The sequence below is a fragment of the Streptomyces sp. NPDC033845 genome, from assembly GCF_055576225.1.
Genome location: NZ_JBVIRI010000003.1, coordinates 508,974 through 528,776, shown reverse-complemented (window position 1 = coordinate 528,776; position 19,803 = coordinate 508,974). Strand labels below are relative to the sequence as shown.

The following is a 19,803-nucleotide window of genomic DNA, read 5'->3' as shown; positions in this document are numbered from 1 at the left end:
TGACGGCCCGTAGGCCCGCGCCTACCCCACCCGTCCCATCCGTCCAGCCGATTCCCACCCACCGCATTCCCCGTACGACGGCCGACGGCCCGACCCCCGACAGGACCCGGGGGCCGGGCCGTTGCCGTTCCCTTACGCGGAACTTAGGGACCAACGGCCGGCAACCCGCGGCCCCGCCCCGCACGTCCTGACGCACAGAAACCTCACAGCGGACGGGGAGTGTGGAGCTTCATGGCGCGTACGCGGAACATCCGGGCCCGAATAGCGGTGGCCGCCTCGGCGGCCCTGGTCGCCGCCACCGTATGGGGGGTGACGGCCTTCGCCGACCTGGTCCCCGTATCGGCCGACGGCGGTTCGGGCCCCGAGCGGCAGGGTCCGTCGGCCTCGGCCCCGCCCGCCCCGGGAGCACCCGGCGACCCGGCGGCCGGGGCGCCGAAGCCGGTCCCCGAGGGCATCGCGCACGCCTCCGAGAGCGGCGGCGGGGCCGTGAACATCACCATCGACGACGGCCCCGACCCGAACTGGACCCCCAAGGTCCTCGACGTCCTGCGGCAGCACCGGGTCAAGGCGGTCTTCTGCATGATCGGCCCGCAGGCCCGCCAGCACCCGGACCTGGTGAAGCGGGTGGTTTCCGAGGGGCACCGGCTCTGCGACCACACCCTCGACCACGACACCCGGATGGACAAGAAGCCGGTTCCGTACCAGCGGAAGCAGATCCTGGACGCCGAGAAGATGATCGAGGACGCGGCCGGCGGCCCCCAGGTGGAGTACTACCGGGCGCCCGGCGGCGCCTTCACCCCGGACAGCCGCCGGATCGCCGCCGCCCGCGGGATGCGACCGCTCGGCTGGAACGTGGACAGCAAGGACTTCACCACCCCCGGCGCCGGCCGGATCGCCGACACCGTGCGCTCCGAACTCCGCAACGGACCCACCGTGCTGTTCCACGACGGCGGCGGCGACCGCTCCCAGACCGTGGCCGCCCTGGACCGGGTGCTCGCCGAACTGGGGCGGCAGGGCCGCCCGACCGGCTTCCCGGTCCGCACCGCCCCCTGAGCGGGCCCCGGTCCGCACCGCCCCCCGAGCGGGCCCCGGCCCGCACCGCCCCCTGAGCGGGCCCCGGTTCGCACCGCCCCCTGAGCGGGCCCCGGTCCGCACCGCCCCCCGAGCGGGCCCCGGGCCGGGCCCGGACACGCCGTCCGCCCCCGGACGGGTGAGGGTCGCCGCGGCCGGCCCCCGCGCGGTGTCTCCTGGTCGGGCAGCCGTCCGCCCCGCCCCACCAGGAGCCCCCGTGACCATCGCCCCCGACAAGCTCTCCGACCCGGTCGTCGCCGCCCTCGTCTCCGCCGTGAACGCCCGTGACAAGCAGGCCTTCCTGGCCCTGCTCACCGGCGACGCGACCATGTCCGACGACGGCACCGACCGCGACCTCCAGGAGTGGATCGACAAGGAGATCTTCGACTCCTCCGGCCACATGGACGTCCAGTCCGAGTCCGACGGGGGCCGCGCCCTGCTCGTCGCCTTCCGCAACGACACCTGGGGCGAGATGCGCACCGCCTGGCGGTTCGTCATCGCCCCCGGCGGCGGGAAGATCAGCCGCTTCGAGACCGGCCAGGCCTGAGCCGACGCAGGCCCCCGGCCGGTCCGCTCGTTCCCCCGAGGGTCGTACGACTGTCCTCGGGCGCCGGCCGCGCCCGGCCGGGCGGGGATTCCCGTACGGGTGAATGCGGCCCGGGCCGCGTTCCGGGCCGTCCGGGGGTCCCGTTGGTCCGGTTATGAACCGTACCCGTCCCGCCCCCCGCACCCGGATCACGGCGCTGGCCCTCGCCACGGCCGCAGCCGCGCTCGCCCCCGCCCTGGCGGAGGCCTCGGCCGCCGACGGGTCCTCGTTCCTCCAGGACCCGGCGGGCGGGGAGGGGAAGATGAAGTCGGTCTGGACCGGGGACGGCAAGCACAAGGTGGAGGGGCAGGTCCGCTTCCACCCGGGCGTGGTCTACACGATGGTGCCGAGGAAGGCCGGGGATCCGGGCGCCGACTGGGGCAGCAAGTCCCCGGACCCCAAGTCCCTCGCCTGGCAGCCCAAGTTCGAGTTCGCCTGGTCGGTCTCCGACTCCAAGCTGGTCAACAAGGTGATCACCGAGAAGGGCGGCAAGCATCCGGTGACCCTGCACGCCACCCTGTGGAAGTCCGGCCGGACCAAGGCCGCCGAGGTGCACAGCGCCGTGCGGGACCGTCCGGCCACCGGCCGGGTCACCCTGCCGGGCGGGAAGCGGATCGCCTGCGACACGGGGGACTACACCGTGGAGTGGTCGATCACCCGGACCGGGTACGCCACCGTCGGCGGGACCCTCCGCTGGAACGCCGACTGCGCGCAGCACCGTACGGCGTTCAGCCAGGGCGGCCGCCCCTGAGCCCACCGGGGGCCGGCCCCGAGGGGCCCGTCGCCCGCGCACCTCGTGAGTGCCGTGCGGGCGACCGGGCCGCGCCTTCCGCTGCGATCCGGCAGCGGATCAGGGCTTCTTGCCCTGTTCGCGGGACTTCTCGGCGATGTCCTCCAGGACCGCCTTGGCGTCGGAGCCGGGCTCCACGGCCCGCCCGATGTTGCGCTTGATGGTGTCGCTGACCGTCACCCAGTTGGGGTTGTTCACCGGGTACAGCTGGGCCCCGCGCAGCGCGGCCAGGAACTGCTCGTCGGCCTTGCCGATGCCGCCGCCCGCGGGGGTGCGCGAGGCGGTGACGGTGGACGGCAGCAGGTGGTAGCGGCCGGCGAAGTCGGACAGGTTCTTGTCCTGGTAGAGGAAGTCCAGGAAGGTGCCGATCTGGCGCTGGTGGCCGTTCTGGTTGAAGGCCACCATCCAGTCGGCCACGCCGACCGCCGGCGGCTGCTCGGAGGAGCCCAGCCGGTCGTTGACCGGCATGTCCACGGTGCCGACCTCGATGCCCTTCGTCCCGGCCGCGTGGGCCAGCGAGGGGTAGCCGTTCAGCATGCCGACCTCGCCGCGCAGGAAGGCGTCGAAGGCGGCCTGGCGGTTGAACTTGCCGGGTGCCACCGGGCCGACCAGGCCGGGTGCCACCAGCTCGTCCTTCAGCCATTCGAAGGTCTCGATGTTGGGCTCGGAGGCCAGGCTGTAGTTGCCGCTGCTGTCGACGAAGCCGCCGCCGTTGCTGAGCTCCCAGATCATCGCCTCGGCGTGCGCCTCCTCGGGGCCGAGCGGCAGGGCGTACGGGTACTTCACGCCCTTCTCCTTCAGCGCCTCGGCGGCGTCCTTCAGCTCCGACCAGGTCTTCGGCGGCCTGGTCCCGGCCTTCTCGAACAGCCCCTTGTTGTAGAAGAGCAGGCGGCTGCTCGCCACGAACGGCAGGCCGTAGAGGGTGCTGCCGATCGAGCCGGCCTCGGCCAGCGGCTGGAGGAAGTTCGCCTCGGCGCGGACCGAGAGCAGGTCCTCCGCCGGGTAGAGCTTGCCCTGTGCGGCGAAGTCGGAGTACGAGCCCATCAGCGCCATGTCGGGGGCCTCACCGGCGCCGACCAGCCGGCTGACCTCGCGGTCGATGTCGGCCCACGGCAGCAGCCTGACCTGGATCCGGATCCCGGGGTGCTGGGCGGTGAACTCCTCCGTCGCCTTGTCCCAGAACGCCTTGGAGCTGGTCTCCGGCGTCGTGCCGTACTCGGCGGCGACGAGGGTGAGCGTGGCGTCGCCACCGTCACCGGAGGTGTCGCCGCAGCCGGAGAGCGGGATGAGGAGGCCGATCGCGGCCGTGCTCGCGGCCGCCCCGAAGAATCTTCGTCGCACGGTGGAATTCCCTTGATTTTCTTTTGATTGCTTAAGCGTCCCTTCGGACCCCGGTGTCCCGAGGTGGCCCGATGGCCGGAATTCTCTCCTGAAGAGGGGGGTTTGATTGCATTGGGGCCGCACTTGTGGGCAATGCTCCAACCCTGGGTATTCCTGATGGTGTTTTCCGATATGAGATCGGCAATTCGGACGCGCGTAGACATGCCGAATGCCCGTTTCCGCGATGCGGAACGGGATGAGGGGTGGATCGAGTCAGCCTGGGTCGGGCCTGGGTCGGGCCCGGGTCAGGCCGGGAACTCGCCCGCGTAGGGATCGGGGTCGCCGGTCTCCGGGTTGCGGCCTTCCTGCCATCGCCGCTGGCCCTTGCGCCAGTGCACGAATCCGAGCGGTCCGCCGTCCCAGAATGTGATACTCACCGGGCTCACGTCGAACTCGTCGGAGAACAGCCGCAGCAGGAATTCCGCCATTCCGTACGGATGGACGGCGAAGGTGTCCGCGGTGTGCCGCCCGCACACCAGGACCGGCCAGCGGTCCGGATCGGGGTCCGTGGTCAGCCAGCAGAGGATGTCGGAGCCGCCGGTCACCCCCCAGGCGAGCAGGGCCTCGGGATCCACGTCGAAGGCGGCCCGGCCGCCCTCCGCGATCCACTCGCGGCGGGCGTTGGCGGTCTCCTCGGCCATCTCGGCCGGGTCCCACTGGAGGCCCGGCTTGGGCAGCGGCAGCAGGATGGTGGCCTCGCCGTTGATGGTGCCGGCGCCGTAACGGCCCATGAAGGCCACGTAGTCGGAGGGGAACCGGGTGCCCCAGACCGCCTCGGCGGCCTGCCAGTCGATGTCCTCGTCCGCGCCGTGGGTGGCCGGCATGAGCTGTTCCAGCGCCTCAAGCCGCGCGTTCTCCGTCATCAGCCCGCTCCCCGACACCCGCCCGTAGCCCAACCGTCCCAACTTACCGTGGCCCGGCCGGGCTCCGGCCGGTGCCCTGCCCGGCCGGTGCCCCGCACGGCCGGTGCAGGTCAGCCCGGCTGTTCCACCAGGAGCCGGCTGCCCGGCCGCAGCCCCCAGCGGGCCATCGCGCCCGCCCCGGCCTCCAGTACGTGGCGGGACCGCGGCCGCGGCAGCCCCAGCCGGCCGGGCCGCATCGTGGTGACGGCCAGCACCCGCATCGAGCGGTCCAGATGGGCCACGTCGATGGCGAACGCCATCCGGAAGGTGTGCACGCTCACCGCCGGGGTCAGCAGCATGGCGCCCTCACCGATGCCGTCCCGGCCGAGCAGCCCCCGGGTGCGGGCCCGGTAGGAGGCGGCGACCTCCAGCGGGACCGCGGTGCGGGCGCTCTCCGGATCGATCAGCAGCAGGGCCGGCCCGTCCCGCAGCCGCCCGTCCCGTACGGTCCCCATGGCACCCCTCCCGTCGCGGCCCCCCGGCCGGCGGCCGGGCCCGGACCGGCCGGACCACAGCGTGCCAGGGGTGCCGGGCCGCGGGAATGGGCCCCCGGGCCCATGGCCCTTCCCGCCGCGGGTCCCTAGGGTCGGCGGATGGGCCTGGTCGTGATCTTCCTCGCCGCCGGGTACGGCCTGGCCGCCGGACTGCTGCTGCCGCGCGCCGCCTACCGGCTCTCGGTGGAGCCGGAGGAGCCCCGGCGGGACCGCTGCCCGGCCGGCCACCCGCTGCCCGTCCGGCCGGGCCCGGCCCGCTGCCGCGCCTGCGCCGCCGCGGGACCGCGCCCCGCCGACAGCCCCGCCGGGGGCCCGGCCGACAGCCGGACCGGCAGCCCCGCCGGGCGTGCCGCCGGCCGCTACGGCCCGAGGGCCCTGCCCGTCGCCCTGCTGTCCGCCGCCGTCTGCGCCGCGCTCGGCGCCGCCGCCGGGCCGCGGCCCGAGGCGGTGGTGTTCGCCGGGCTGGCCCCGGTGCTGGTGCTGCTGGCCCTGGTGGACCTGGCCGTGCACCGGCTGCCTGATCCGCTGACCCTGCCGCTGGCCGCCGCGGCCGCCGCCGGGCTGGGCGCGGCCGCCGTGCTGCCGGGGGCCGCCGGGTCCTGGCCGGGCGCGCTGGCCGGCGGTGCCGCGCTCGGCGCGGCGTACCTGCTGCTCCATCTGGTCAATCCGGCCGGACTGGGCTTCGGCGACGTCAAGCTGGCGCTCTCCCTCGGCGTCGCTCTTGGGTGGTACGGGTGGGGGGTATGGGCCGCCGGGGCGTTCCTGGGCTTCCTGTACGGGGCCCTGTACGGCCTCGCCCTGCTGGCCACCGGGCGGGCGGGCCGCCGTACGGCCCTGCCCTTCGGGCCCTTCATGGCCGCCGGGGCGCTCACCGGACTGCTGCTGGGCGGATTCGGAGCGTAATCGTGGTGCGGCGATGCACGCAGCAGGCTTTACGAAGGGTTATGGTGGAACCCCCCCCTCGGGCCGGTCCGTATCCCCCCCACGGACCGGCCCGTTTTTCGTTCTCCGTGTCGGACGGGCGTAAACGCAGGTCAGCCGCGCTGGGCCCAGATGTTGGTGCCCGGGGTGGAGACCGCGAAGGAGTCGATCTCCTTCAACTCCTCCTCGGACAGCGGTGCGCCGGCCAGGGCCGCCACGTTCTCCTCCAGCTGCGCCACGCTGGACGCCCCGATCAGGGCCGAGGTCATCCGCTCGTCCCGCAGCACCCAGTTGAGCGCCAGCTGCGACAGCGACTGGCCGCGCCGGGCCGCGATGGCGTTCAGCCCGTTCAGCCGGCCGACCACGTCCTCCGACAGCAGGGCCGGGTTCAGCGACTTGCCCTGGGTGGCCCGCGAGCCCTCCGGGATGCCCTTGAGGTACTTGCCGGTCAGCATGCCCTGGGCGAGCGGGGCGAAGGAGATGCAGCCCATCCCGGCCTCCTCCAGGGTGTCGAGCAGCCCGTCCTCCTCCGTCCAGCGGTTGATCATGGAGTAGGAGGGCTGGTGGATCAGCGGCCGGACGCCCATCCCGCGCAGCAGCCGGGCCGCCTCCGCGGTCTGCTCGGCGGTGTAGGAGGAGACGCCCACGTACAGCGCCTTGCCCTGCTGGACCGCGGACGCCAGGGCGCCCATGGTCTCCTCCAGCGGGGTCTCCGGGTCGAAGCGGTGCGAGTAGAAGACGTCGACGTGGTCCAGGCCCATCCGCTTCAGCGAGGAGTCCAGGGAGCCGAGGAGGTACTTCCTGCTGCCCCACTCGCCGTAGGGGCCGGGGTGCATCAGGTAGCCGGCCTTGGTGGAGATCACCAGCTCCTCGCGGTGGGGCGCGAAGTCCTGGGCGAAGATCTTGCCGAAGTTGAGCTCGGCCGAGCCGGGCGGCGGTCCGTAGTTGTTGGCCAGGTCGAAGTGGGTCACCCCGAGGTCGAAGGCCCGCCGGAGGATCGCCCGCTGGGACCCCAGGGACCTGTCGTCGCCGAAGTTGTGCCAGAGGCCGAGGGAGATCGCGGGGAGCTTGAGGCCGCTGCGTCCGGTGCGCCGGTACTCCATGGAGTCGTACCGCGAGGGCTCTGCCCGATAGAGATTGGTATCAGTCACGTTGTCCTCCCTATCACGGACTTGTGACAGACCGAGTTGGGCCAGTGCCGACGGTCCGCAGTAATGTGGCGCACTCGGGGGACCGCAATTCGCACGGGGGCATTGCACGGAGGGGCAGAAGGATCGTGAAGCTGCGCGACCTGGTGTACAGGCTGTACGCACGCCGGGTGGAAGGCCGCCTCGACCATGCCGCGGTGCCCAAGCACATCGGCGTCATCCTGGACGGCAACCGGCGCTGGGCCAAGGCGTCCGGCGGTACCACCGAGCAGGGCCATCAGGCCGGGGCGGACAAGATCTCCGAGCTGCTGGGGTGGTGTGACGAGACCGATGTCGAGGTCGTCACCCTGTGGATGCTCTCCACGGACAACCTGGACCGGCCCGAGGTCGAGCTGCGGCCGCTGCTGGCGATCATCGAGAACACCGTGCGCCGGCTCGCCGAGGACGGCCGCCGGGTGCACCACGTCGGCAACCTGGACATCCTTCCGGCGCACACCCAGGCCGTGCTGAAGGAGGCCGAGCAGGCCACCCACGACATCGACGGGATACTGGTCAACGTCGCGGTCGGCTACGGCGGCCGCCAGGAGATCGCCGACGCGGTCCGCTCGCTGCTGCTGGAGCACCACGAGAAGGGCACCTCCATCGAGGAGCTCGCCGAGATCCTGGACATCGACCACATCTCCGAGCACCTCTACACCCGGGGCCAGCCCGACCCGGACCTGGTGATCCGCACCAGCGGTGAGCAGCGGCTGTCCGGATTCATGCTCTGGCAGAGCGCGCACTCCGAGTACTACTTCTGCGAGGTGTTCTGGCCGGCCTTCCGCAAGGTCGACTTCCTCCGGGCGCTGCGCGACTACGCCGCCCGGCACCGGCGCTACGGCGCCTGACGGGTCCTCGGCAGCCCCCGCCGACCCTCCCGCACGGCCCCCGAGGCCTTCACCAGGGATTCACCGAGCGTCCGTCATATGCCATGGCATGGTCGGGCGTGTTCGAGGGAATATCACTGGCAGGTCGACCCCCGATCCACGGGTGTCGAGTCTCAGCGGACGGCATGGGGCCGTCCGCCCGGGAGGCCCTTTGCACCAGGACGCGCGTGCGGTTCGCACGGACGGAATGGAGGGCCGGAATTCGGCCCTGGCATGGGTGCCGATGACCGGTCCGGTCTTCATGGCCCGACCTCTTCCGAGGGGGTACGTCCTTCCGTGGTGACCAGCACAAAGCGCCGCCTGCCCGACAGGCGGACCTACGTCCTCGACACCAGCGTCCTGCTGGCAGACCCCAACGCCTTCTCCCGGTTCGACGAGCACGAGGTCGTGCTCCCGATCGTGGTGATCACCGAGCTGGAGGCCAAGAGGCACCATCCCGAACTCGGCTACTTCGCCCGGCAGGCACTCCGTCTGCTCGACGACTTCCGGGTCCGGTACGGCCGCCTCGACGCCCCCATCCCACTGGGCGAGCTGGGCGGCAGTCTGCGTGTCGAGCTCAACCACTCCGACCCCGGGGTCCTGCCCGCCGGCTTCAGGCTGGGGGACAACGACTCGCGGATCCTCGCGGTCGCCCGCAACCTCCAGGCCGAGGGCTTCGACGTCACGGTCGTGTCGAAGGATCTCCCGCTCCGCATCAAGGCCTCCTCGGTGGGTCTGCTCGCCGAGGAGTACCGGGCGGAGCTCGCGATCACCGATGCCGGCTGGACCGGCATGAGCGAGCTCGCGCTCTCCGGCGAACAGGTGGACCTCCTCTACTCGGAGGAGCGGCTGTACGTCCCGGAGGCCGCCGAGCTGCCCGTCCACACCGGACTGGTGCTCCAGTCCGAGCGCGGCAAGGCCCTCGGCCGGGTCACCGCGGACGGGAACGTGAAGCTCGTCCGCGGCGACCGGGAGGCGTTCGGGCTGCACGGCCGCAGCGCCGAGCAGCGGATCGCCCTGGACCTGCTGCTCGATCCGGAGATCGGGATCCTCTCGATGGGCGGCCGGGCCGGCACCGGCAAGTCGGCACTGGCGCTCTGCGCGGGCCTGGAGGCCGTGCTGGAGCGGCGTCAGCACCAGAAGGTGATGGTCTTCCGGCCGCTGTACGCGGTGGGCGGGCAGGAGCTCGGCTATCTGCCGGGTGACGCCTCCGAGAAGATGAGCCCCTGGGCGCAGGCGGTCTTCGACACCCTCTCGGCGGTGGCCGGGCGCGAGGTGATCGAGGAGGTGCTGGGCCGCGGCATGCTGGAGGTGCTGCCGCTGACGCACATCCGCGGCCGGTCGCTGCACGACGCGTTCGTCATCGTGGACGAGGCCCAGTCGCTGGAACGCAACGTCCTGCTGACCGTGCTGTCCCGGATCGGCGCCAACTCGCGGGTGGTCCTCACCCACGACGTGGCCCAGCGGGACAACCTCAGGGTCGGCCGGTACGACGGAGTGGTCGCCGTGGTCGAGAAGTTGAAGGGCCATCCGCTCTTCGCGCACATCACGCTGACCCGCTCCGAGCGTTCCCCGATCGCGGCCCTGGTCACCGAGATGCTGGAGTCGATGTGACGGACCGAAGCAGCTCAAACCGCCCATAGGGGAAGGATGGTTGGCGCCGTCCGGCAAAGGCCCGAGAGCCTAGCCGGACGGCGCCGCCGTGCACAGGGGTTTACTCAAACCCCAGGGCCCTTCCCAGGTGTGAGCTTTCCCACGCAACGGATAATTGCCCCGCACCGTGGAGGTCCGGCAGAGTCTGTTCTCCGTCAGGCCCCGCATACGGCACAGCTGTACCCACAACTCCAGAGTCGACCGCCGTATGCCGCCCGGAACCGGGCCCGTGCCTCCAGTGACCGCAGTGCCGGAGGACAGTGCCAGGGGCGCTCTTGCGACCGCTGCGGTCACGTCGCGGTCGCTGCTGGAAGGACACCGTGTGAGCCGGATCTCGGTCCGGGGGATCGCCGTGGCATCTGCCACCGCGGTCACCACCGTCGGAGCTGTCGTGGGCGTCGCCACGGGCGACACCTCGAACTCGAACGATTTCGAAACGGCCGCCGCGGACACCGGAGCCGCAACCCTCCTCGCGGACATCCCCGTGGGCGAGCAGGCAGCGGTCCAGACGGCTTCCCTCACGCAGCAGGCCGACACCATCGCGCTGTCCGCCGACGCCGAGGCGAAGAAGTCGGTCGAGGAGGCCGCCCGCCTCCAGGCCGCCAAGGACGCCAAGGAGAAGAAGGCCGCCGCCCAGGCGAAGGCGAAGAAGGAGCGCGAGGAGAAGGCGGCGCAGGTCGCCAACCGCTCCACCCGCGACGGCGGTGCCTTCCCGGTCCGCGCCTCGTACACGGTCGCCCAGGTCAAGGCCATCGCCAAGCAGATGGTGCCGGCCGGCCAGTGGACCTGCTTCTCCACCATCATCAACCACGAGTCCACCTGGAACTACCGCGCGCAGAACCCGTCCTCGGGCGCGTACGGCCTGGTCCAGGCGCTGCCCGGGTCGAAGATGGCCTCGGCCGGCGCGGACTGGCGCACCAACCCCGCCACCCAGATCGAGTGGGGCCTGAACTACATGAACAAGCGCTACGGCAGCCCCTGCGAAGCGTGGACGTTCTGGAAGGCCAACCGCTGGTACTAGCGGCCGCGGCAGCACCCCAGCACAACCTCCGGGAGCCCCCCACCGTCCTACGGTGCGGGGCTCCTCGCGTGTACGGTCGACGAGGCGCGGTACGGACGGGCGGGGGGAAGGGAACGAGATGGCGAAGAGAGCGGGCTGGCTGGGCCGGCTCGGCAACGAGCTGAACCGGATGGACGAACGGCTCAACCGGCGGCGGGCGGAGGTCGAGGCGGAGACCGCGGGCGAACCCGCCCCGGGTACCGCCGAGGCCTCCGTGCCCCCGCCGCCGGTCCCGGCCCCGGCCCCGGTGCCCGCGGCCGCCCCGGCGGAGCCCGCGGCGGTGTCCGCGGCGGTGTCCGGGCCGGTGCACCCGCACCTGCCGCCCGCCCGCCCCGAACCGGCCGTGATGGTCCCCTGGGGCGTCCGGGTGGCCGCCGAGGCCAGCTGGCGGCTGCTGCTGCTCGCCGGGATGCTCTGGGTGCTGATGAAGGTGATCAGCGAAGTCCGGCTCGTCGTCCTGGCCTTCGCCGCCGCCATGCTCATCACCGCCCTGCTCCAGCCCTTCGTGGTCCGGCTGCGCCGGTTCGGGCTGCCGCGCGGACTGGCCACCGCCGTCACCGCGGTCCTCGGGTTCGTGGTCATCGGGCTGGTCGGCTGGTTCGTGGTCTGGCAGGTGATGGAGAACCTGGACGACCTCTCCGACCGGGTCAAGGACGGCATCAACGAGCTCAAACTCTGGGCACTGGACAGCCCGTTCCATGTGACCGAGAAGCAGATCAACGACATCGCGAAGAACCTCACCGAGACCGTCGGCTCCAACACCGACGAGATCACCTCCGCCGGACTCCAGGGCGTGACGGTGATGGTCGAGGTGCTGACCGGCATCCTGCTCGCCATGTTCTCCACCCTCTTCCTGCTCTACGACGGGAAGCGGATCTGGCACTGGGTGCTCGGCCTGGTCCCGGCCGTCGCCCGCCCCGGGGTCGCCGGCGCCGGCCCGCGCGCCTGGCGGACCCTGACCGCGTACGTCCGCGGCACCGTGATCGTCGCCCTCATCGACGCCATCTTCATCGGCCTGGGCATCTACTTCCTGGATGTGCCGATGGCGGTCCCGCTGGCCGTCTTCATCTTCCTGTTCGCCTTCATCCCGCTGGTCGGCGCGGTGGTCTCGGGAGCCCTCGCCGTGGTGGTGGCCCTGGTCACCCAGGGGGTGTTCACGGCCCTGATGGTGCTGGCCGTGGTGCTCGCCGTGCAGCAGATCGAGGGCCATGTGCTGCAGCCGTTCATCCTGGGCCGGGCGGTCCGGGTGCACCCGCTGGCCGTGGTGCTCTCGGTCGCGGCCGGCGGCATGATCGCCGGGATCGGCGGCGCGGTGGTCGCGGTGCCGCTGGTCGCCGTCACCAACACGGTGGTCGGCTATCTGCGGGTCTACTCCTACGAACGTCAGATGCGGGTCGGGCCCGCACCGCACGGGGCGACCGCGCTCGCGGTGACCGCGCCGGCCGCGGACGACCAGGGGGAGAGCCGGCCGGGTGATCAGCGAACCTGAGCTCGACGGCGCCCCGGACTTCCCCGACCGGCCCGCCGAGCTGATGGCCACCGGCACACCGGACGGCCCCCCGGGGACGGACCGGACCCGGCCGGCCTGGCAGTGGCTGCTGGCCGGGGCGCTGGCCGCCTCCGCGCTGTGGGCCGGGGCCCTCACCGCCCTGCCGGACCCCGACCGCCGGCCGGCCATCGCCTACGAGAACCCGGCCGCCCTGTGCGAACGGGTCCGGGCGGTCGAACTGACCCGGCTGCTCGGCGACCTGCGCTCCCAGGCCCGCGAGGACGAACGGCTGCACGAGTCGGTGGACGTGTCCTGGTGCGGGCTCGGCAACGACCCGGGCGGCGAACACCGGCCCGGCGACGCGCCCTTCCTCTCCTACGAGGTGACGCTGACCCTGGAACTCCACAAGGCGGCCGACCCGGAGCCGGAGTTCGAGGCGAACTGGCAGACCGGGACGTTCGCCTCCGCCCCGCTGGCCGCCCAGGCCGAACTGCCCGGCCTCGGGGAACGGGCCCTGCTGTACGAACAGGCCCCCGGCCGCGGTCCCCGGCTGCGGGTGCTCGACGGCGGGGCGGTGTTCCAGCTCACCGTCGACTGGTACGTCACCGGCGAGGACCTGGGCGGGCCGGAGGCCGCCGACCGGATGCCCCCGGAACCCGACGGTCCGGCCGTCCAGGCGGCGATGATCGAGGACATGCGCGCGGTGATGTCGGCACTGCGGAAACCGGGGGGAACACGATGATCAGCGAGCCGGAGCTGGACGGCGGCTGGGAGGACCACCGCCCGCCGGAGACCGCCCTCGGCCCCGGGACCGGTCCCGGGCCCGGGCCCGGCCCCGACACCGCCTCCGGGTCCGGCGGGGCCCCGCCCGGCAGCCGGCCGGCCCGGCCCTGGCTGTGGGCCGTCGGCGGCGCCCTGGCGGTCTCGGTGCTGTGGGCCGGCGGACTCTACGCGGTCGCCGCCCGGCAGGACGCCCCGCCGGAGATCGCCTACCGGCTGCCGGAGAACCTGTGCGACGAGCTGGAGGCCTCCGCCCTGACCCGGCTCGCCGGCCCGCTGCACGCCAACGGGCCGGAGCACCGGGACGTCCGGGACCCGGTGCTGGACCAGGCCGTCTGCATGCTCTCCGATGCCGGCCGGGAGGACTCCGAGGGCCTGGGCCGGCGCAGCCACTTCGTGATGGCGCAGCTCGACCTCCACAAGAAGACCGATCCGGAGGCCGAGTTCGAGGTGGAGCGGGTGCTGGAGGACTCGGTGGCGGAGCGCGCCCAGGTGGCGGGGCTCGGCGAGCGGGCCCTGATGAGCCTGGGCGACGGGGACAGCGCGGAGCTCAGGGTGCTGGACGGCGGCACGGTCCTGCGGCTGTCGGTCTCGGTCACGGACTTCGGCGACGGCCCCCCGGAGGGAGAGCCGGAGCAGGTGGACATGACCGCCCTGCAGTCCGCCCTGATCGAGGACATGCGCGCCATGATGAAGGCCCTCAGGTCCTGAGGAGCTCAGGGCATGAGGGCCTTCGGGACGGGCGGGGGCTACTCGGCGGCGAGGGCCGCCTCCGCGTCCAGGGTGACGGCCACGGCCTGGATCACCGAGGCGATCTTGAAGGCCTCCTGGACGGTGTCCCGGTCCACGCCGGCCTTGCGGAGCACCTGCTCGTGCGAGTCCAGGCACTGACCGCAGCCGTTGATGGCGGACACCGCGAGCGACCAGAGCTCGAAGTCGACCTTCTCCACGCCCGGGTTGCCGATGACGTTCATCCGCAGACCGGCCCGCAGGGTGCCGTACTCGGGGTCGGAGAGCAGGTGCCGGGTCCGGTAGAAGACGTTGTTCATCGCCATGACCGCGGCGGCGGACTTGGCGGCCGTGTAGGCCTCCGGCGACAGGTTCGCCTTGGCCTCGGGCTCCAGCTCGCGCAGCACGATCGGGGAGCGGGCGGCGATGGCGCAGGCCAGCACCGTGCCCCAGAGCTGCTGGGCGGGCAGGTCGCTGTTGCCGATGACCGAACCGAGGTTCAGCTTCAGGTCCTTGGCGAAGTCCGGGACGGCGGCCTTCAGGGAGTCGAGGGACACGGGTCACTCACCGGCCAGCAGGGCGCCGGCGTCGAGGGTGTTCTCGCCCTTGGTCCAGTTGCAGGGGCACAGCTCGTCGGTCTGCAGGGCGTCGAGGACCCGCAGGACCTCCTTGGGGTTACGGCCCACGGAACCGGCGGTCACCATCGAGAACTGGATCTCGTTGTTCTGGTCGACGATGAACACCGCGCGCTGGGCGAAGCCGTCCGCGCCCTGCACCCCGCAGTCCTGCATCAGCTCGTGCTTGGAGTCGGCCAGCATCGGGAAGGGCAGGTCGCGCAGGTCGGCGTGGTCCTTGCGCCAGGCGTGGTGGACGAACTCGGAGTCGCCGGAGACGCCCAGGATCTGCGCGTCGCGGTCCAGGAACTCGTCGTTCAGCTTGCCGAAGGCGGCGATCTCGGTGGGGCAGACGAAGGTGAAGTCCTTCGGCCAGAAGAAGACCACGCGCCACTTGCCCTCGTAGGTCTTGTGGTCGATCTGCGCGAACTCCTTGCCGGCTTCCAGCGAGACGCAGGCGGTCAGATCGTAGCTGGGGAACTTGTCGCCGACAGTGAGCACGTGCTCTCCTTGCGCAAGGGAAGATGCCCTTTTTGAGGGATTTCCGAGGGGGTTGGACTGATCTCACATGCTGACACAGCTGCATTGATTACAGAAATAGCTAGTCTTGTGTCGGGCGATCGGAGGTAGTTATCAGTGACTGTCGGTAACCGGGGGGCGAAGCAGCCGACCCTCGCCCAGCTCCGCGCCTTCGCCGCGGTCGCCGAGCACCTCCACTTCCGGGACGCCGCCGCCGCCATCGGGATGAGCCAGCCCGCCCTCTCCGGCGCGGTCTCCGCCCTGGAGGAGGCCCTCGGGGTCCGGCTGCTGGAGCGCACCACCCGCAAGGTGCTGCTCTCCCCGGCCGGGGAGCGGATCGCCGACCGCGCCCGGGTGGTCCTCGACGCGATGGGCGGACTGCTGGAGGAGGCCGAGGCGGTCCGCGCCCCCTTCACCGGGGTCCTCCGGCTCGGGGTGATCCCCACCGTCGCCCCCTACCTCCTGCCCACCGTGCTCGGGCTGTTCCAGCGCCGCTGGCCCGGGATGGACCTCCAGGTCCACGAGGAGCAGACCTCCTCGCTGCTGGAGGGGCTGGCCGGCGGCCGGCTGGACCTGCTGCTGCTCGCCGTCCCGCTGGGCTTCCCCGGGGTCACCGAGCTGCCGCTGTTCGACGAGGACTTCGTCCTGCTGGTGCCGCACGACCACCCGCTGGCGGGCCGCCGCGACATCCCCCGCGCCGAGCTGCGCGGACTGCGGCTGCTGCTGCTCGACGAGGGCCACTGCCTGCGGGACCAGGCCCTGGACATCTGCCGGGAGGCCGGCCGCACCGAGGGGGCCGCGGTCACCACCACCGCGGCCGGGCTCTCCACCCTGGTCCAGCTGGTGGCCGGCGGACTCGGCGTCACCCTGCTGCCGCGCACCGCGCTGAGACTGGAGACCACCCGCAACGCCTATCTGGCCACCGGGTACTTCGCCGAGCCGGCCCCGTCCCGCCGGATCGCCCTGGCCATGCGCACCGGCACGGCCCGGTCCGGGGAGTTCCACGCGGTGGCGGCCGCACTGCGCGAGGCGGTGCGGCCGCTGCCGGTGTGGCCCGCCGAGTGACGGGCCGCCGCGGACTCATTCCGTACGGAGACCGTCCGGGCGCATCAGCCGCAGCAGCGGCGGCAGGCTGAGGGCGGTCACCAGCAGGGCGACCCCGGCGCCGATCCCGGACATGGCCGCCACGGAGGCCCAGTCGATCCGGACCGGCACGGCGGTCATCCGCATCAGCACCACGCCCAGGGCCACTCCGACGACCACGGCCAGGCCGATGCCCAGCGCGATCGGCAGGGCGGTCTGCCACAGCACGGACAGGCTCAGCGTGGACCGCCTGGTGCCGAAGGCCACCAGGGCCGACAGCAGCTTCTTCCGCTCCCGCAGCTGCTCCAGCTGGGAGACCAGCAGGCTGGCGCCGATCAGCAGCAGCACACAGGTGGCGCCGACGAACAGGCCGGTCCGGACGGAGGAGAACCGGTTGGCGGTCTGGTAGGACTGCAGGGTCATCGCGGTGGCCAGCGGATCCGCCTTGAACACCGCGGTCCGGGCCCGCTCCAGGGCGTCCGGCACGGCCGGGTCCAGCTTGATGTACACCTGCGCGGACTGGAACTCGCCCAGCTTCTTCGGGGCGGCCGCCGGGGTGACCAGGATCCCGGAGCGAAGCATCCCGTTCGGGTCCTTGCGGGGGGCGACGGTCCGGGTGCCGGCGGGCAGGGTCCAGCGGACCGGGGCCACGCCCTCGTGGCCGTAGACATTGCCCGTGTAGAGGGTCTCGCCCGGTTTGGCGACGACCCCGCCGGGGCCGCCCTCGCCCGCCGTGGTGGGCAGCATGAAGGTGTCGCCCTCCTTGCAGGAGGGCAGCTTCGCGATCTCGGCGAGCGCCCGGCAGCTGCCGATGGTCAGGTCCAGGGAGCTGTCGACGGCGTCGCCCACCACCCGGGTCCGGGAGCCGCTGGCGGAGCCCAGGGCGATGGTCTGCGCGATCCCCCGGGTCCGGGCCAGGTCCCGGCCGACGGCTTCGACGCCCTCGGTGGTGGTGGTCAGCATGGACAGCGAGGCGCGGGAGGGGTCCTGGCCGGTCTCCTTGGTGTAGTCGCCCTCGACGCCCGCGAAGAGCATCTGGAGGGCGATGGCCCCGGCGACCGCCACGGCGATGCCGTTGACCAGCCGGGCGGCGCTGCCGCTGGTGAGCTGGAGCCGGCGGACGGCCAGCTGCCAGGACACGGAGCCGCCGCCGAGCCGGCCGACGATCCGCTCCAGCAGCCAGGGCAGCAGGGCGGTGATGCCGACGAGCAGCAGCACCACACCGCCGGACACCTGCCACTGGTTGAAGTAGCCGCTGTCGTTGCCGCGGCCCATCAGCGGGGCGAGCAGGCCCAGTCCGGCCAGCGGCATCAGCAGCCGCCACCAGATCCGGCGCCGCTTCACGGCGGCCGTGCGCACCACGCCGAGGGGTTCGATGACCACCCCGCGCAGCGCGAGCAGGGTCACCGCGACCGCCGCGGCGGGCACCGCTGCCGCGACCAGCGCGGCCAGCCCGAAGGAGGGGTCGAGGTCGGACGGGAAGACGCTGAGCCCGCGGATCCGGACGTACGGGGCCAGCTGACGGGCCACCAGGAAGAGCCCGGTGCCCAGGACCAGGCCGATCAGGGATCCGGCGAGGGCCTCGCCGGCGGCGATCCGGCGGACCGCCCGGCCGTCGGCGCCGACCAGCCGGAGCGCGGCCAGCCTGCGGTCGCGGCGGTCGCCGCCGAACCGTACGGCGGCCGCGATGAACACGGCGACCGGCATCAGCAGGGCCACGAAGACCAGGACCACGAGGAGGGTCAGGACCGGGTCCATGGCCTCCTGCTGGATGTCCCAGCCGTAGCCGGTGACCCGCTGGACCGAGGAGGAGCGGGCCGGGTCCAGCCGGTCGGTGCCCAGGTAGTAGTAGAGCTCGTCGGGGCCGACCAGGCCCTCGTCCCCGATGACCGAGGCGATCGGCCCGTCGAGGCGCTCGCGGAGCAGGGCGCCCTCGCCGGTCCTCATCAGCCGGTCGAGGGCCGGGGAGACGGCCAGTTCGCCGGGGGCGGGGAAGGCCGACAGGCCGGGCGGCAGCGGGGCGTCCGGGCCCTCCGGCTGGACCAGCCGGCCGTCCACGTCCTGCTGGTGGTACGTCAGGTCGGCGCGGGCGGTCAGCAGGGTGTCGCGCCCCGGGCCGTCCGCGGTCTGCGAGGTCATCGTCTCGCGGGCCTCGTTGCGGGAGTCCCGGGCGGCCAGCGCGGTCGGCACCGCGGCGGTGACGAGCAGCAAGGTCACGCCGAGGCCCACCCCGACCCCGGTGAGCAGGGTGCGGAACCAGCCCTCCCGGCCGCCCGCGAAGGCGAAGCGGGCGCCCATCCCGAGGTCCCGGGCCCAGGTCCGGAGGGTGCTCATACGATGCGCTCCATATCGCGGGAGACGCCGTCGCGGACGACGATCTCGCGGTCGGAGTAGGCGGCCACCCGGGTCTCGTGGGTGACCAGGACCACGGCCGCGTTGGTGGACCGGGCGGCCTCGGTGAACAGCTGCATCACCCGCTCGCCGTTGAGGGAGTCCAGGGCGCCGGTGGGTTCGTCGGCGAACAGCACCCGGGGGCCGGTGACCAGGGACCGGGCCACGGCGACCCGCTGGCCCTGGCCGCCGGAGACCTCGCCGGGCCGCTTGCCGGCGACGTCGTCGACCTCCAGGCGCTCCATCCAGTCCCGCGCGGTGCGTTCGGCGGCGGGACGCTTCATGCCGTTGAGGCGGAGCGGCAGGGCGACGTTCTCCACGCAGGTCAGTTCGGGGACGAGCTGGCCGAACTGGAAGACGAAGCCGAAGTCGGTGCGGCGCAGGGCGCTGCGTTCGGTGTCGCTCATCGAGGTGAGCTCGCGGTCCGCGTAGCGGATGGAGCCGGAGTCGGGGGTGACGATGCCGGCGAGGCAGTGCAGCAGGGTGGACTTGCCGGAGCCGGAGGGGCCCATGACGGCGACGATCTCGCCGGGGTGGATGGAGAACCCGGCGCCGTCGAGGGCGGCGGTGGGGCCGTAGGCCTTGCGGAGGTCGGTGGCCTGGAGGAGGGAGCCGGCGGGGGTCATCGGAGCACCTCCGCGGCGAGCCGGTCCAGCCGGGCGGCGGTGAGCTCCAGCCAGCGGATGTCGGCTTCCAGGTGGAACAGGGCGTGGTCGCAGACCAGCTGGTCGGCCAGGTCGCCCTGCCGCTTGCGGTTGGTGAGCAGGCGCATCAGCCGGAGGTGCTCGGCGCGCTGCACGTCGAGGAGTTCGGCGGCGTCCCGGCCGGTGAGGAGGGCCAGCACCACCTTGGTGTACAGGGTGGACTGGAGGTACGGCTCGGGCTTCTCGGGCTGGGCCAGCCAGTGTTCGACGTCGGTGATCCCGGCGTCGGTGATGGCGTACCGCTTGCGTTCGGGGCCGTCGCCGGCCTCTATGCCGTCGACCTCGACGAGGCCGTTCTTCAGCAGCCGGGACATGGTCGAGTAGACCTGCCCGTAGGCGAGCGGCTTGTCGTGGCCGAACGTGGCGTCGAAGGTCCGCTTGAGGTCGTAGCCGTGGCGGGGGCCGGCCTCCAGGAGGCCGAGAAGGGTGTGACCGATGGACATGCCCCGACTGTACACCGTGTGTATACCTGCGGTGTATACCCCCGGTGAATACTCGCGACGAAGGGTCGTACGAGCACTCCGCCGGGGCGCGGGGCATGTCCGTCCGTGCTGGTCAGCAGGGGCCAGCAGGGGTCGGCAGGG

Annotated in this window: 20 protein-coding genes; 11 read left to right on the top strand and 9 right to left on the bottom strand. The window is 72.5% G+C overall.

Features of this window, described 5'->3' with window-relative positions; all coding sequences use genetic code 11:
* Positions 1–231 precede the first annotated feature (231 nt).
* The 3 genes from ACZ50K_RS09455 (at position 232) to ACZ50K_RS09445 (ending at position 2,408) form a co-directional block, all read left to right on the top strand.
* Positions 232–1,053 (top strand): polysaccharide deacetylase family protein, encoded by an 822-nt coding sequence (locus tag ACZ50K_RS09455; RefSeq protein WP_468899647.1) that lies wholly within the window; start codon positions 232–234, stop codon positions 1,051–1,053.
* 235 nt (positions 1,054–1,288) lie between these two features.
* Entirely contained in the window at positions 1,289–1,618 is a 330-nt protein-coding gene (locus ACZ50K_RS09450) for a nuclear transport factor 2 family protein (protein ID WP_468899644.1), read from the top strand.
* A gap of 154 nt (positions 1,619–1,772) precedes the next feature.
* Positions 1,773–2,408: a hypothetical protein gene (locus ACZ50K_RS09445; protein ID WP_468899642.1), complete on the top strand. Its 636-nt coding sequence runs from the start codon at positions 1,773–1,775 to the stop codon at positions 2,406–2,408.
* Positions 2,409–2,507: 99 nt separating this feature from the next.
* Here the strand turns inward: ACZ50K_RS09445 and ACZ50K_RS09440 are convergent, their stop codons facing one another.
* The 3 genes from ACZ50K_RS09440 to ACZ50K_RS09430 all read right to left on the bottom strand — a co-directional run bounded on the left by ACZ50K_RS09440 (position 2,508) and on the right by ACZ50K_RS09430 (position 5,184).
* On the bottom strand, positions 2,508–3,788 hold the full coding sequence (locus tag ACZ50K_RS09440) for an extracellular solute-binding protein (protein WP_468899639.1): 1,281 nt from the start codon (positions 3,786–3,788) through the stop codon (positions 2,508–2,510).
* Positions 3,789–4,072: 284 nt separating this feature from the next.
* Positions 4,073–4,690, bottom strand: a complete 618-nt coding sequence (locus ACZ50K_RS09435) for an SMI1/KNR4 family protein (protein ID WP_468899636.1) — start codon at positions 4,688–4,690, stop codon at positions 4,073–4,075.
* Positions 4,691–4,800: 110 nt separating this feature from the next.
* A complete protein-coding gene (locus ACZ50K_RS09430) occupies positions 4,801–5,184 on the bottom strand; it encodes a DUF192 domain-containing protein (RefSeq protein ID WP_468899633.1) in 384 nt (127 codons plus the stop codon).
* 138 nt (positions 5,185–5,322) lie between these two features.
* Between ACZ50K_RS09430 and ACZ50K_RS09425 the strand changes: the two genes are divergently transcribed.
* On the top strand, positions 5,323–6,126 hold the full coding sequence (locus ACZ50K_RS09425; protein ID WP_468899630.1) for a prepilin peptidase: 804 nt from the start codon (positions 5,323–5,325) through the stop codon (positions 6,124–6,126).
* 131 nt (positions 6,127–6,257) lie between these two features.
* Here the strand turns inward: ACZ50K_RS09425 and mgrA are convergent, their stop codons facing one another.
* Positions 6,258–7,295 (bottom strand): L-glyceraldehyde 3-phosphate reductase, encoded by a 1,038-nt coding sequence (mgrA, locus tag ACZ50K_RS09420; RefSeq protein WP_468899627.1) that lies wholly within the window; start codon positions 7,293–7,295, stop codon positions 6,258–6,260.
* Positions 7,296–7,420: 125 nt separating this feature from the next.
* On the opposite strand from mgrA, the gene ACZ50K_RS09415 reads away from it, so the two are divergent.
* The 6 genes from ACZ50K_RS09415 (at position 7,421) to ACZ50K_RS09390 (ending at position 13,890) form a co-directional block, all read left to right on the top strand.
* The gene (locus tag ACZ50K_RS09415) at positions 7,421–8,179 is read left to right on the top strand and encodes an isoprenyl transferase (RefSeq protein ID WP_468899624.1); all 759 of its coding nucleotides are present in this window, start codon (positions 7,421–7,423) and stop codon (positions 8,177–8,179) included.
* 315 nt (positions 8,180–8,494) lie between these two features.
* A complete protein-coding gene (locus ACZ50K_RS09410; RefSeq protein WP_468899621.1) occupies positions 8,495–9,811 on the top strand; it encodes a PhoH family protein in 1,317 nt (438 codons plus the stop codon).
* A gap of 361 nt (positions 9,812–10,172) precedes the next feature.
* Complete coding sequence (locus ACZ50K_RS09405; RefSeq protein ID WP_468899618.1) at positions 10,173–10,871, top strand: aggregation-promoting factor C-terminal-like domain-containing protein; 699 nt, start codon at positions 10,173–10,175, stop codon at positions 10,869–10,871.
* Positions 10,872–10,989: 118 nt separating this feature from the next.
* Positions 10,990–12,399, top strand: coding sequence for an AI-2E family transporter (locus tag ACZ50K_RS09400; protein ID WP_468899615.1), 1,410 nt, complete (start codon positions 10,990–10,992; stop codon positions 12,397–12,399).
* Positions 12,383–13,141 (top strand): hypothetical protein, encoded by a 759-nt coding sequence (locus ACZ50K_RS09395; RefSeq protein ID WP_468899612.1) that lies wholly within the window; start codon positions 12,383–12,385, stop codon positions 13,139–13,141. The genes ACZ50K_RS09400 and ACZ50K_RS09395 overlap by 17 nt, the downstream gene beginning before the upstream one ends.
* Entirely contained in the window at positions 13,138–13,890 is a 753-nt protein-coding gene (locus ACZ50K_RS09390; protein ID WP_468899609.1) for a hypothetical protein, read from the top strand. Before ACZ50K_RS09395 ends, ACZ50K_RS09390 begins: the two co-directional genes overlap by 4 nt.
* 38 nt (positions 13,891–13,928) lie before the next feature.
* On the opposite strand, the gene ACZ50K_RS09385 is transcribed toward ACZ50K_RS09390, so the two are convergent.
* Together ACZ50K_RS09385 and ACZ50K_RS09380 are read right to left on the bottom strand one after the other, a co-directional pair.
* Positions 13,929–14,465: an alkyl hydroperoxide reductase gene (locus tag ACZ50K_RS09385; RefSeq protein WP_468899607.1), complete on the bottom strand. Its 537-nt coding sequence runs from the start codon at positions 14,463–14,465 to the stop codon at positions 13,929–13,931.
* Between the two features lie 3 nt (positions 14,466–14,468).
* Complete coding sequence (locus tag ACZ50K_RS09380) at positions 14,469–15,023, bottom strand: peroxiredoxin (protein WP_468899604.1); 555 nt, start codon at positions 15,021–15,023, stop codon at positions 14,469–14,471.
* Between the two features lie 135 nt (positions 15,024–15,158).
* On the opposite strand from ACZ50K_RS09380, the gene ACZ50K_RS09375 reads away from it, so the two are divergent.
* Positions 15,159–16,106, top strand: a complete 948-nt coding sequence (locus ACZ50K_RS09375; RefSeq protein ID WP_468899601.1) for a LysR substrate-binding domain-containing protein — start codon at positions 15,159–15,161, stop codon at positions 16,104–16,106.
* A 15-nt stretch (positions 16,107–16,121) separates the two neighbouring features.
* On the opposite strand, the gene ACZ50K_RS09370 is transcribed toward ACZ50K_RS09375, so the two are convergent.
* Genes ACZ50K_RS09370 through ACZ50K_RS09360 form a run of 3 tightly spaced genes read right to left on the bottom strand, consistent with a single transcriptional unit; the run spans position 16,122 to position 19,662 of the window.
* On the bottom strand, positions 16,122–18,458 hold the full coding sequence (locus ACZ50K_RS09370) for an FtsX-like permease family protein (RefSeq protein WP_468899598.1): 2,337 nt from the start codon (positions 18,456–18,458) through the stop codon (positions 16,122–16,124).
* Positions 18,455–19,141 (bottom strand): ABC transporter ATP-binding protein, encoded by a 687-nt coding sequence (locus ACZ50K_RS09365; RefSeq protein WP_468899595.1) that lies wholly within the window; start codon positions 19,139–19,141, stop codon positions 18,455–18,457. Before ACZ50K_RS09365 ends, ACZ50K_RS09370 begins: the two co-directional genes overlap by 4 nt.
* Positions 19,138–19,662 (bottom strand): PadR family transcriptional regulator, encoded by a 525-nt coding sequence (locus ACZ50K_RS09360; RefSeq protein WP_468899593.1) that lies wholly within the window; start codon positions 19,660–19,662, stop codon positions 19,138–19,140. The genes ACZ50K_RS09365 and ACZ50K_RS09360 overlap by 4 nt, the downstream gene beginning before the upstream one ends.
* Positions 19,663–19,803: the final 141 nt, after the last annotated feature.

What these genes read in the sequence shown, in the direction of transcription:
- ACZ50K_RS09455 (WP_468899647.1), top strand. Translation starts at nt 232, where the DNA reads ATGGCGCGTACGCGGAACATCCGGGCCCGAATAGCGGTGGCCGCCTCG.
- ACZ50K_RS09445 (WP_468899642.1), top strand. Translation starts at nt 1,773, where the DNA reads ATGAACCGTACCCGTCCCGCCCCCCGCACCCGGATCACGGCGCTGGCC.
- ACZ50K_RS09435 (WP_468899636.1), bottom strand. Translation starts at nt 4,690, where the DNA reads ATGACGGAGAACGCGCGGCTTGAGGCGCTGGAACAGCTCATGCCGGCC.
- ACZ50K_RS09430 (WP_468899633.1), bottom strand. Translation starts at nt 5,184, where the DNA reads ATGGGGACCGTACGGGACGGGCGGCTGCGGGACGGGCCGGCCCTGCTG.
- ACZ50K_RS09425 (WP_468899630.1), top strand. Translation starts at nt 5,323, where the DNA reads ATGGGCCTGGTCGTGATCTTCCTCGCCGCCGGGTACGGCCTGGCCGCC.
- ACZ50K_RS09400 (WP_468899615.1), top strand. Translation starts at nt 10,990, where the DNA reads ATGGCGAAGAGAGCGGGCTGGCTGGGCCGGCTCGGCAACGAGCTGAAC.
- ACZ50K_RS09390 (WP_468899609.1), top strand. Translation starts at nt 13,138, where the DNA reads ATGATCAGCGAGCCGGAGCTGGACGGCGGCTGGGAGGACCACCGCCCG.
- ACZ50K_RS09370 (WP_468899598.1), bottom strand. Translation starts at nt 18,458, where the DNA reads ATGAGCACCCTCCGGACCTGGGCCCGGGACCTCGGGATGGGCGCCCGC.
- ACZ50K_RS09365 (WP_468899595.1), bottom strand. Translation starts at nt 19,141, where the DNA reads ATGACCCCCGCCGGCTCCCTCCTCCAGGCCACCGACCTCCGCAAGGCC.
- ACZ50K_RS09360 (WP_468899593.1), bottom strand. Translation starts at nt 19,662, where the DNA reads ATGTCCATCGGTCACACCCTTCTCGGCCTCCTGGAGGCCGGCCCCCGC.